This window comes from Rugamonas sp. FW305-51 (genome assembly GCF_058786935.1).
On sequence record NZ_JBYSZG010000030.1, the window covers coordinates 1 to 12,162 of the forward strand.

Annotated in this window: 9 protein-coding genes; 3 read left to right on the forward strand and 6 right to left on the reverse strand. The window is 68.0% G+C overall.

The features are described 5' to 3' along the window. From AC3WOS_RS19160 to AC3WOS_RS19170, 3 genes are all read right to left on the reverse strand, one after another. Positions 1 to 902 (reverse strand): type VI secretion system-associated FHA domain protein (locus AC3WOS_RS19160; RefSeq protein ID WP_492717618.1); only part of this gene is annotated, 902 nt, incomplete at its 3' end. 8 nt (positions 903 to 910) lie between these two features. Beyond that, the gene (locus AC3WOS_RS19165) at positions 911 to 2,833 is read right to left on the reverse strand and encodes a type VI secretion system Vgr family protein (RefSeq protein ID WP_492717619.1); all 1,923 of its coding nucleotides are present in this window, start codon (positions 2,831 to 2,833) and stop codon (positions 911 to 913) included. A gap of 26 nt (positions 2,834 to 2,859) precedes the next feature. Continuing rightward, positions 2,860 to 3,249 carry a DUF4280 domain-containing protein gene (locus AC3WOS_RS19170; RefSeq protein ID WP_492717620.1) on the reverse strand — a complete coding sequence of 130 codons (390 nt, stop codon included), beginning with the start codon at positions 3,247 to 3,249 and terminating at the stop codon, positions 2,860 to 2,862. A gap of 155 nt (positions 3,250 to 3,404) precedes the next feature. Here AC3WOS_RS19170 and AC3WOS_RS19175 point away from each other — a divergent pair, with 155 nt between their 5' ends. The 3 genes from AC3WOS_RS19175 to AC3WOS_RS19185 all read left to right on the forward strand — a co-directional run bounded on the left by AC3WOS_RS19175 (position 3,405) and on the right by AC3WOS_RS19185 (position 6,936). Next, complete coding sequence (locus AC3WOS_RS19175) at positions 3,405 to 4,907, forward strand: type VI secretion system contractile sheath domain-containing protein (protein ID WP_492717621.1); 1,503 nt, start codon at positions 3,405 to 3,407, stop codon at positions 4,905 to 4,907. Positions 4,908 to 4,978: 71 nt separating this feature from the next. Continuing rightward, complete coding sequence (locus AC3WOS_RS19180) at positions 4,979 to 5,566, forward strand: DUF4337 domain-containing protein (protein ID WP_492717622.1); 588 nt, start codon at positions 4,979 to 4,981, stop codon at positions 5,564 to 5,566. Between the two features lie 23 nt (positions 5,567 to 5,589). Continuing rightward, a complete protein-coding gene (locus AC3WOS_RS19185) occupies positions 5,590 to 6,936 on the forward strand; it encodes a tetratricopeptide repeat protein (RefSeq protein WP_492717623.1) in 1,347 nt (448 codons plus the stop codon). On the opposite strand, the gene AC3WOS_RS19190 is transcribed toward AC3WOS_RS19185, so the two are convergent. From AC3WOS_RS19190 to tssH, 3 genes are all read right to left on the reverse strand, one after another. Then, positions 6,933 to 8,078: a GGDEF domain-containing protein gene (locus AC3WOS_RS19190; protein ID WP_492717624.1), complete on the reverse strand. Its 1,146-nt coding sequence runs from the start codon at positions 8,076 to 8,078 to the stop codon at positions 6,933 to 6,935. The two genes, AC3WOS_RS19185 and AC3WOS_RS19190, sit on opposite strands and share 4 nt — an antisense overlap. A gap of 147 nt (positions 8,079 to 8,225) precedes the next feature. Next, a complete protein-coding gene (locus AC3WOS_RS19195) occupies positions 8,226 to 9,206 on the reverse strand; it encodes a choice-of-anchor A family protein (protein WP_492717625.1) in 981 nt (326 codons plus the stop codon). A gap of 224 nt (positions 9,207 to 9,430) precedes the next feature. Continuing rightward, positions 9,431 to 12,154, reverse strand: a complete 2,724-nt coding sequence (tssH, locus tag AC3WOS_RS19200) for a type VI secretion system ATPase TssH (RefSeq protein WP_492717626.1) — start codon at positions 12,152 to 12,154, stop codon at positions 9,431 to 9,433. Positions 12,155 to 12,162 lie beyond the last annotated feature (8 nt).

Consider the following 12,162-nt stretch of genomic DNA (forward strand, 5'->3'; position numbering starts at 1 on the left):
GGGCCGGGGCCGGGGCCGGGTGCCTGTGCCGGTGCCGGAGCCGGTGCTTGCGCCGGTGCCGGCGCTGGCGTGTGCGCGAATGCCGGCGCCACTGCCGATGCGGCGGCAGCCGGAGCATAGTCCGCTCCCCCCGCCGGCGCTACGGCTACGCGCGGCGGCACGAAGGCGGCCAGCGGATCGAAATCGTCGGGAATCAGTGCGACCGGCGCTGCAACGGGCGCCGCCTGGGCCGGCACGCCGGCCGCGGACGCCGGTATCAGCACGCCCGGCATGGGCACGAACTGCGGCGCCACATGGTCCGCCTCCGAGCCGCGGAAATCCGATGCGGGCAGGTTGGCGCTGCGTCCCCGGCCGCCGTGCTGGATGTTGAGCCCCAACGGATCGTCCGGCGACGGCGCCACGATGGGGTCGAAACTGCCTGTCGCGTCCAGTATCCGCGCCCCGGCCAGCGTGTCGTGCCATTCTTCGCTGTGCCATTCCTCGCTGCCCGGGCCGTGCGCCGGCGCGCCTGGCCTCGCCGGTTGCGCCTGGAACGGCAACGCCTCCGACGTCTCGGGCTGGAACACGGGCACCGCGGGCGGCGCCGCCTCGTCCACTTCCGCCGTCAGCACATAGTCGCCGATCAGCAGCACATCGCCATCGCGCAGCCGCACGCTCTTGCCCAACCCGACCGGCGCGTCGTTCACCCAGGTCGGGTTGCTGCCCATGTCGGTCAGCACGAAATGGCCATCCAGATAATCGATCTTGCTGTGGTTGCGGGAGATGTACTTGCTCGTATCGGGCAGTTCCAGGTCGTTGCCGGCGGCGCGGCCTATGGTGCCGCCCAGGTGGTCGAAGCGCCGTGCGACCGGCTGCGCCGGCGCTTGCTTCTGGTACGATTGTATCCGCAGGGTCAGTGGCATCGGTTCACTCAGTTAATCTTCACCAGCGCGCCTTCGATCGTCATCACGCCGCCCGCCTTAATCTGCATCATCGCGCCCGCCTTGACGGTGGTATTGGCATCCGATTCGACCATGATCTCGGGCGACTTGACGGTGATCTTGGCCGGTTCGATCTTGATGCTGCTGCCGCCCACCTTCAACTCGATCGAGGTGGTGGCCTCGATCACGATGGTCTTCGATACCGTCACCTTCTGGTCGCCGGTGATTTCCACCGTCTGGTTGCCGGTGACCTTCTCGGACTGGTTGCCGCCCACTTCGAGGCTCTGGTCGTTCTTGATGGAGATGGTCTGGTCGCCCTTGTCCGCCTTCTCGAAACCCACCTTGAGCGTGTCGTTGTTCTTGACCACGCGGTTGTAGTCCTTCTCGGCCTGGACGAAGATCTCCTCGGCGTCCTTCTTGTCCTCCAGGCGGATTTCGTTGTAGCCGCCGCCCCCCTTCGAGGTATTGGTCTTGATGGTGGACTTGGTCTGCTCGGCCGGCAGGGCGTAGGGCGGCATGGCGTCGCTGTTGTAGACGCAGCCCGTCACCAGCGGCCGGTCCGGGTCGCCCTCGAGGAAGCTGACGATCACCTCCATACCGATGCGCGGCAAGAACATCGCGCCCCAGCCCTTGCCGGCCCAGCCCTGCGCCACCCGCACCCAGCACGAACTGTTCTCGTCTTCCTTGCCGTCGCGGTCCCAGTGGAACTGCAGCTTGACGCGGCCATACTTGTCGGTCCAGATCTCCTCGCCCGCCTTGCCCACCACCATGGCCGTCTGCGGCCCGCGCACCACGGGCCTGGCGTAGCTGTGCGGCGCGCGGTAGCTGTGCTCCTTGCCGACGGCGGTAAACTCGCACTGCACGTCGCACGGCGCGTTGCCGCCGGTGCTGTAGTCGTCGCCGACGATTTCATAGCGGGCCGAGGTCACCAGATACTCCCGGTTCTGGTCGCTGCGCGGATGCTCCTTGAGCGCGAACAGCCCGCCCGGATACAGGCCGCGCGCGTTGGTGTCGGCGCGGATCTCCTCGCACTGGCCGTGCAGCGCCTCCATGCGCCCGCGCGCCAGCGTGGTGCCGTCGCCGGCCGCCACGTAGCCGCCCGGGTAGTCGTACCTCTCGTAAGCCTGCTGCGAGAACGCGGCCGCGATGGTGGACTTGACGCGCAAGCCGCCGCTGTTGCTGGACGCCGCCTTCTCGAAATCGAAATCGTTCAGCACATAGCTGCTCGACTGGATGGTGCCGCCGGCCTCCCAGCCGTACACGGCCTCCTGGTCCACGATGCGCCGCCCCGCCTCGCCGGAATACTCCACCGTCGCGTAGCCGGGTATGGTGGCATGGGCGCCGTAGGAATCGGCCAGCACCATCGTGTGCTTGCTTTCCTCGTGCGAGAAGTAGAAGTAGATGCCGGCCGTTTCGAGCAGCCGGCAGACGAAGTCGAAGTCCGTCTCGCGGTACTGCACGCAGTATGGCAGCGGATTGTAGGTGCCGCTGAGGGCGCCGGCGTCGAGTTCCACCAGGCCGCCGTAGCAGCCATCGCCGCACACCGCCTTGACGATGTCGACCACCGACTTGTCCTGGAAGATGCGGCAGTTCGAGGAGCGCGTCAGCAGCCATAGCCAGGGATGGACCACCGCTTCGTAGCGGCACAGCGAACCCTTCCAGCCGCAGCTGGCAAAGCGCGTGACGACGCCGCCGAAATGGCGGATGCCGCCGCCGGGCAAGTCCAGGTGCACGCCCATCGGCTTGCCCAGCACGTCGGCGATCTTGATGTCGGAGCGGGTGCTCAGCAGCTGCACCCGGTATTCGGACAGGCGGCCCAGCTGCTCGCTGCCGCTCATGCGGTCGAACAGCAGCACGTTGGCGCCCAGTTCAGTGCTCACATCCACTTCGCGGTTGGCTTGGGTGATCGGCATGGTGGCGTCTCGGGCTGGGGGTCGGATCAGGGTATCATGGTCTTGGTGGTGCCGGGGGTGCTGAATGCAATCACCCCGCCCCAGTTGCACATGCACTTGGAGACGTTGTCGAGGGCCGGCATATTGGCGATCATCACGGTCGGCGCGCCCGGCACCCACGGCGCGGACGTGGCGGGAATGCAGGGCATGGGCGTGAGCACGCCCAGCGCCGCGGCCGTGGCGGCGGCCACCGTGGGGTTGGCCGGCGAACTGCACATCCCGAACGGCATGATGTTGAGCATGGGGACATGGTCCATGATGTTGGCCGCCGGCGGTCCTTCGGCCAGCACCTTGTTTTTAGGCAATACCACCAGCGACGACGGCGCCATCCCGAAGGTACAGGTCATCATCGCTCCCATCGACACTTGATTGGGCATCGCTTCCTCCGCTTGTTGCTGAGTGTTGCTGCAGGCCAGTTCCTGTGGTCTATTATGACTGATAAAGCTGTAAGAAAGGTAAGGTTTTGCGGTAAGCTGGCACACGGATACCAGGCCGCGCGTGGCGCACGCACGACGCACATCAGGAGGCTGACATGGCAGGATCGCTGATCTTCGAATTCCAGCTGGAGTTACCCGCCCGCGAAGAGGAACCGGCGCCGCCCGGACGCCCCATGCGGCTGCTGGTGATGGGCGACTTTTCCGGCCGCGCGCCCGCCGGCCCGCTGGCGCGCCGCCCCGTGCACCGGGTCGACCTGGACAACCTGGACCAGGTGCTGGCGCGCTGCGCGCCGGCCCTCGAGCTGACGCTGGACGGCGCCCCGGCCGCCCTGCGCTTCCAGTGCCTGGACGACTTCCACCCGGACCAGCTGTACCAGCAGGCCGACGCCTTCCAGCTGCTGCGCAGCCAGCGCCAGCGCCTCAACTGCCCCGCCAGTTTCGCGGCCGCCGCGGCCCAGATGCAGCCGCCGCCCGCGCCCACGGCCACGCCCGCACCATCCGCACCGGCCGCACCGCCGGGGGGGGGGCGGGCCGCACCGCGGGCCCGCGGCGGTGACTTCGCCAGCCTGCTGGGCGGCGCCGTGCGCCCCGCCGCCGGCCGTAACGATTTCGACGCGCTGGTCAAGGCCCTGGTGGGCGTGGTGCCGGGCACCGACACCCGCCAGTCCAGCTACCTGGCCGCGGCCGACACGGTGATCGGCCAGCGCATGCGCGCCCTGCTGCACACGCCCGCCTTCCAGCAGCTGGAGGCGGCGTGGCGCGGCGTGCACACGCTGGTGACGGGGCTGGAACTGGACTGCGGGCTGGAACTGTACCTGGTCGACATCGGCAAGGACGAACTGGCGGCCGACCTGCAGGCGGCCGGCGCCCAGCTCCAGCACAGCGCGCTGTACCAGCTGCTGGTGGAGCAGCCGCGCCAGGCGCCGGACGGCGCGCCCTGGTCCATCCTGGTCGGCAATTACCGCTTCGACGCCGGCGAGCAGGACGTGCAGCTGCTGTCGTCGCTGGCGGCGCTGGCCAGCCAGGCCGGCGCGCCCTTCCTGGCCGGCGCCCACGACAGTGTGCTTGGCTGCGGGCAGCTGGCCGCCACGCCCGATCCGGACAGCTGGCCGGCAGCGGCGCCGGCCGCCACCGAACGCTGGCAAGCCCTGCGCGCCAGCCCGCACGCGCGCTGGCTGGGCCTGGCCCTGCCGCGCATGCTGCTGCGCCTCCCGTACGGCAAGCAGACGGACCGCATCGACCATTTCAACTTCGAGGAAGCGGACGGCCAGCCCGAACATGAGCACTACCTGTGGGGGAACGCCGCCTTCGGCCTGGCGCTGCTGCTGGGCCAGTCGTTCAATGCCGAAGGCTGGGACATGGAACCGGGCGACCGTCTCGACCTGGACGACCTGCCGGCCCACACCTTCCGCCGCGACGGCGAGGCCCAGATGCAGGCCTGCGCCGAGACGTGGTTGTCGGACCGGGCCGCCGAGGCCATGCTGCAGCACGGTGTGATGCCGCTGCGCAGCCTGCGCAACCGCAACGCGGCACGCCTGCAGCGCTGCCTGTCGCTGGCGCAGCCGCCGCAGGCGCTGGCCGGCCCCTGGCAAAAATAAGTTACAAATCCCCGCCGCCGGCGGCGGCGCGGCATGCTACCGTAGCCGCTTTTTGCGCAACCGGAAAACACATGGAACCATTGGACATCGTAGACACCCAGAACGAATCTGCCGCCGGCGGCAAGCTCAATGCCATCGTCGCCATCACGGTGGCCCTGCTGGCCACGTTCATGGGCATCTGCAAGGTCAAGGACGACAACATCAACCAGGCCATGCAGCAGGCCCAGGCCAACCGGGTCGACCATTGGAACTACTACCAGGCCCGCAACCTGCGCGAGGAGGTGGCGCGCGCCACCGTCACCCAACTCAAGCTGGCCGCCGTCGGCCGCCCGGCCGGCGAACAGGCCGGCTACCAGGGCGCCATCGCTGAATACCAGGCGCTGGCGGCCGAGCAGTTCAAGAAAAAAGGCGAAGCCAAGGCCCTGGCCGAACAGGACCAGAAGGACTACGACGCCCTCAACTTCAAGGACGACCAGTTCGACCTGTCCGACACCTTGCTGGCCATCGCCATCTCGCTGCTGGCCATCACCGCCCTGACCCAGCAGCGCGGCCTGTACTTCGCCGCCCTCGTCCCCACCGCCTTCGGCGTGCTGATGGGCCTTTCCGGCCTGGCCGGCTGGCCCATCCACCCCAACAGCCTGATCGCGTTGTTGTCCTAGCGCCCACATTTCCAGGAGTCCGCATGAGAAAGTCGCCCCGCCCGTCCCGCCGCCCATCGCAGCAGATCAGCGTGGCCGATGCCTTCCAGGTAGCCATGACGGTACACCGGCGCGGCCAGCCGGGACTGGCCGCGCGCCACTACCGCGCCATCCTGCAGGTGGCGCCCGGCCATGCGGACGCCCTGCACTACCTGGGCGTGGCCCAGCACCAGCTGGGGCAGCACGACGATGCGCTGCGCCTGATCGCCCGCGCGCTGGAGCTGGCGCCGGACTATGTGGACGCCCGCAACAACCTGGGCAACGTGCAAAAGGAAAGCGGCCGCTATGCCGATGCCGAGCAGTCCTACCGCAAAGTGCTCGCCGCCCGTCCCGAATTCGTCCAGGCCCACAACAACCTGGGCGTAGTGCTCAAGGAACAGGGCCGCTACGCGGACGCCATCGCCGCCTACCGCCAGGCGGTGGCGCTGGCACCGGGCTTCGTGGAGGCGTGGACCAACCTGGGCCACGTGCTGAAGAAAACGGGCGCGCAGGAGGAGGCCTTGAGCGCCTACCGCGAAGCCATCCTGCTCAAGCCCGACGACAGCACCATGCTGCACAGCCTGGGCCGCGCGCTGGTGGCCTATGGCCGGGATGCCGAGGCGCTGGAAGTGTACCGCCGCTGGCAGGAACGGGAGCCGGACAGCCCCGTGGTGGCCCACATGATCGCCGCCTGCCAAGGTGCCGCCGCGCCCGCGCGCGCGTCCGACGCCTTCGTCCAGACCACCTTCAACCGCTTCGCCAACAGCTTCGACCAGGTGCTGGCGCGGCTCGAATACCGCGCCCCCGCGCTGTGCCTGGAACAGGTGGCCAGCCTGGCCGGTGCGCCGGATGGCCGGCTGGACGTGCTCGACGCCGGCTGCGGCACGGGCCTGTGCGGCCCGCTGCTGCGCCCTTACGCGCGCACGCTGCACGGCGTGGACCTGGCCGGCGCCATGCTGGAAAAGGCCGCCCAGCGCGGCGGCTACGATGTGCTGGCCGAAGCGGAACTGACCGCCTGGCTGCTGGAGCATCCGGCCGCCTACGACCTGATCGTCTCGGCCGACACGCTGTGCTACTTCGGCGCGCTGCAGCAAGTGCTGGCGGCCGCGCGGCAGGCCATGCGCGACGGCGGCCTGCTCGTGTTCACCGTCGAGCAGGGAGCGGATGATGGCGACGGCTACCGCCTCCATGGGCATGGCCGCTACAGCCATACGGAACGCCACGTGCGCCAGGCGCTGGCCGAGGCGGGACTGGCGCCGGCCGCCCTGGCACCGGTCACCCTGCGCCTGGAGGCAGCCCGTCCCGTGGGCGGCCTGCTGGTGGCAGCGCGCGCGCCGGGGATATTAAGCTAGGCCGCCACCACCCGGTTGCGGCCGGACCGCTTGGCCGCATACATGGCCGCGTCGCCGGCCACGATCAGTTCCAGCAGGTCGTAGCCATGCTGGTCCGAGCACACCACGCCCATGCTGGCTGTGTAGCGCACCGTGTGGCCGGCCACTTCCACCTGCTCGCTCTCGACCTTGGCGCGCAGCCGTTCGGCCACGCGCAGCGCGTCGTCCAGCGCTATGCCGTCCAGCAGCAGCACGAATTCCTCGCCGCCGTAGCGGGCCAGCAGGTCGAGCGGGCGCAGCTCCGCCTTGATCTGCTGCGTCAGGTGGCGCAACACGGCGTCGCCCACCGGATGGCCCCAGGTATCGTTGATCGTCTTGAAATGGTCGGCGTCGAGCATGATGACGGCCAGGCTGCGCCCGGCCCGCAGCGTGCGCTGGGCCACGCGCCGTCCCTGCGCCTCCAGGCCGGCGCGGTTCAGGGCGCCCGTCAAGCTGTCCACCCAGGACAGGTTGCGCAGGCGCTCGGCATAGCGCCGCATCACCATCAGGATCAGGCCGAAGGCGACACTGACCTGGGCCAGCGGTATGGTCAGCATCACCACGCCCAGCACCAGCGCCGTGCTCTCGTCGTCCGGCCCCGCGTGATACAGCAGATAGACGCCGCGCGCGCACAGGGCCAGCCCCAGCGCGACAAAACCGACCACGCTGGCGCCGACGCTGCGCCAGTCGGCATGGCGCGCCAGCGTGGCCGCGCACAACACGTTAAGCAGGCCGAAATAAAAGCCCGTCGCACTCAGGCGCCAATTCTGGCTGGGCACGACGTAGGTGAAAAATCCCGTCAGCAGCAACGCCACGGCAACGATGGCCGCGATCGCGCGCCAGCCTAGCATCTCGTTGCAGAACAGGCGCAGGCCGCGCAGCACCAGGGCCAGGCCCAGCGCCAGCACGCCGTAGCCCAGCACCGCATGCAGCAGGGCCGGGCCGGTGTCCAGGCTGCACAGGGCCAGGCCGACGGACGACACTACGTTCCCCATGGCCCACCAGCGCTGCTCGTTCGCCCCTTCCGAATACAGCGCGGCCATGGACAGCAGCACCGTGGTCAGCACGGTGATGCAGATCTGGACCAGCAGAAGCGTGTCGTAATTGAGCACGTTGTATCCCATGGGCACTTGATTCCAATGTAACGCAGCGGCGCGGCGCTGGCAATCGCCGCGCGCCCCGCGCCGTCATAAACAGGGGTCGATGGCGGCGGTGCCGCAAATGTAAAAAGGCTCCCGCAGGAGCCTTGCCGCTTGCCGCAACCGCGCCGCTTAGCCGCGCTGGCGGCGCTGGCGGCGTTGGGTCAACGCGCCGATCAAAGCCAGGCCGCCCAGCAGCATGGCATAGCTTTCCGGCTCCGGTACCGGGCTGGCGATGCCGCCCTTGAACGGCTCGTAACCGATTTCCACCTTGCCGTCCATGCCGGCGGCGATGATGTTGCCTTCCAGGTGGCCGGCGCCCTTGAGGATGGCGTTATTGGCCAGCACCGTGCCCCAGGCAAAGGTGTTGACGTCCACCTCGGTGGCGTTGACCAGGTTGAAGATCACGCGGTCGCGCAGCGATGCGAGCTGGCCGTCCTGGCCGCCCGTGAACGACACGGTGCCGTTGCCCGTCACGTTGATGATGACACTGGCGCCGGCCTTCACATCCTGCAGGAACAGGTTGCCCAGGTGGCTGGTATCGATGTTAAACACTTGCACGTCCGAGTGCTGGTCGCCCGTCAGGTACAGGCCGCCCCACTTGCTTTCCACCGTGCCGTTGGCGCCCTGGCCGGCCAGCGTGGTCGACAGCGTGGTCAGCTTGGTCCTGGCTGCGCCGAAGTCGATCACATTGGACTGGGCCCGCAAGTCCAGGTAGGACTTGGACGTGTTGGCGCCGCCGTAGACGCCATAACCGGGCTGCTTGGGATATTCGGTGATGGGGCCGATAGTGGCATTGGTGTCGACGTTGGTGGCCGGGCCGGTGTAGATGGCGCCGTCGCCCAGGGCCACGTTACCGCCGACGACGACGCTGGGACCGCTCACGCCATACGGAGTACGGTAGCCGAACGAGAAGCCGGACGTGGCCAATGTGCCGCCGACGGCCAGGCGGCCCTCGACGTCGGCCACTTTCTTCACATCGTTATAGAAAAAGCCGCTGTAACCGGAGGCGGCGCCCAGGTCTATGGTCTGCACGGCGGCCTGGGCCGGGAAAATGGCGCACGCGCCCAGCAGCGCGGGCAGGATCAGGGTACGGAAAGGGGATCGGGTCATGGTATCAGATTGGTACTAGCACTAGGTTGATCGGACAATCTTCACGAAAACAACACTTTAACGCGACGCATTATATCCGAAAAACAACTAGACTAATCATCTTAGCAAGAAAAATTCAATCTTGCAGTACCAATGACATACCAAATTAAACCGCTGCCACGCGACCAAACCCAGTTGCAGGGGCAGGCGGTGGCCGCTGCGGCCAGACCACCGCCCGCGCGGTCCTACTCGAAGGCGTAGGCAAATTCCCCCTCTGGCGCCGTCACCTGCACTCGCGCGATCTGGCCGCCCTCCATCATGCGCGTCAGGAAGGCGCGGCTGATGTCGGGCAGCATGCTGTTGGTGAGGATGGCGTCTATCATGCGTCCGCCCGACTCGCCCTCGGTGCAGCGCGACACCACCAGCTTGACCACGTCCTCGCTGTAATCGAACGGGATCTTGTAGCGCGCCTCGACCCGCTTCTTGATGCGGTCCAGCTGCAGCCGCACGATACGGCCCAGCATCTGGTCCGACAGCGGGTAGTACGGAATGGTGACCAGGCGGCCCAGCAGGGCCGGCGGGAACACCTTGAGCATCGGTTCGCGCAGCGCCTTGGCCATGCCTTCCGGATCCGGCATCAGGTCCGGGTCCTTGCACAGGCCCGCGATCAGGTCCGTGCCGGCGTTGGTGGTAAGGATGATGAGCGTGTTCTTGAAGTCGATGAAGCGCCCTTCGCCATCCTCCATGAAGCCCTTGTCGAACACCTGGAAGAACATCTCATGCACGTCCGGGTGGGCTTTTTCCACCTCGTCGAGCAGCACCACGGAATACGGTTTGCGCCGCACGGCCTCGGTCAGCACCCCGCCCTCGCCATAGCCCACATAGCCGGGCGGCGCGCCCTTCAGGGTCGATACCGTGTGCGCCTCCTGGAACTCGCTCATGTTGATGGTGATGAGATTCTGCTCGCCGCCATACAGGGCCTCGGCCAGCGCCAGCGCCGTCTCCGTCTTGCCCACGCCGGAAGTCCCGGCCAGCATGAACACGCCGATCGGCTTGCTGGGGTTGTCCAGCCCCGCGCGCGAAGTCTGGATGCGCTTGGCGATCATCTCCATCGCGTGGTCCTGGCCGATCACGCGCTGGCCCAGCAGCTCGGCCACCTTGAGGATGGTTTCCATCTCGTTGCGGGCCATGCGGCCGACGGGGATGCCGGTCCAGTCGCCCACCACGGCCGCCACGGCCTGGTAGTCCACCGTGGGCAGGATCAGCGGCGTTTCGCCCTGCAGTTCCGTCAATTTGTCCTGCACCGCGTGCAGCTGCTCCATCAGGGCGGCGCGCTCGGCCCCGTCCAGCACCGGGGCCACCGCCTCGGCCGCCTCCTCCAGCTGGCTGCCCGTGCCCTCCACCGGATGCACGCCGTCGCGCAGGCGTGCGCGCAGCGCCAGCAGCTCGTCCACCAGCAGCCGTTCCGCATTCCACCGTTCTTCCAGCGCCGTCAGGCGGCCCTGCTCGGAGTCGAGCAGCACATGGGCCTCGGCCTCGCGCTTGCCGATGTCGATCCCGATCGCCTTTTCGCGGGCGATGATGCCCAGCTCCGTCTGCAGCGCCTCGATGCGCTTGCGGCAGTCGTCCACCTCGGCCGGCGTCGCGTGCAGGCTGACGGCGACCCGGGCGCAGGCCGTGTCGAGCAGGCTGACGGACTTGTCGGGCAACTGGCGGGCCGGTATGTAGCGGTGCGACAGCTTGACGGCCGCCTCCAGCGCCTCGTCCAGGATCTGCACCTTGTGGTGCGCCTCCATGGTCGAGGCCACGCCACGCATCATGAGGATGGCCCGTTCCTCGCCCGGCTCGTCCACCTGCACGGTCTGGAAGCGCCGCGTCAGCGCCGGGTCCTTCTCGATATGCTTCTTGTACTCGGCAAAGGTGGTGGCGCCTATGGTACGCAGCGTGCCGCGCGCCAGGGCCGGCTTGAGCAGGTTGGCCGCGTCGCCGGTGCCGGCCGCGCCACCGGCCCCCACCAGCGTATGGGTCTCGTCGATGAACAGGATGATGGGCTTGGGACTGCCCTGCACTTCGTCGATGACGGAGCGCAAGCGCTGTTCGAACTCGCCCTTCATGCTGGCCCCGGCCTGCAGCAGGCCCACGTCCAGCGCCAGCAGCTGCACCTCCTTCAGGCTGGGCGGCACGTCGCCGCGCGCGATGCGCTGGGCAAAGCCTTCCACCACGGCCGTCTTGCCCACGCCGGCCTCGCCCACCAGGATGGGATTGTTCTGGCGCCGCCGCATCAGGATATCGACCACCTGCCGGATCTCGTCGTCGCGCCCGACGATGGGGTCCATCTTGCCGGCGCGGGCCTGGGCCGTCAGGTCGACCGTGAATTTTTTCAGCGCCTCCTGCTTGCCCATGGCCGCCGGGGCGATGGCGCCGGACGCCTCGCCCGGCGCCGCGCCGGACGCGCCGGCGGCCTGGAAACCGTCCGTGGCGCCCATGATGGATTCGGGCGAGTCCTTGAGCAGCGTGCCGTAACGCTCGCACAAATCCTCGACCTTGACCCGCTCGAACTGGCGCGACAGGCCGTACAGGGCATTGCGCAGGCTGGCCGTCTTGAGCATGCCCACCACCAGGTGGCCGGAGCGGATCTGCGATTCGCCGAACATCAGCGTGCTGTAGACCCAGGCCCGCTCCACCGCTTCTTCCAGCTGGGACGACAGGTCGGTGACGGAGGTCGAACCGCGCGGCAGCCGGTCCAGCGCCGCCGTCAGGTCGCGCGCCAGTGCCGCCGGGTCCAGCTCGTACTGGCGGATGATGCGGGCCAGGTCCGAATCCTGCAGTTGCAATATCTGGTGGACCCAGTGCGCCAGCTCCACGTAGGGATTGCCGCGCAGCTTGCAGAACACCGTGCTGCTTTCAATGGCCCGGTAGCACAGGGGATTGAGTTTGCCGAACAAGGCAACGCGACTGATTTCTGCCATGATGATGT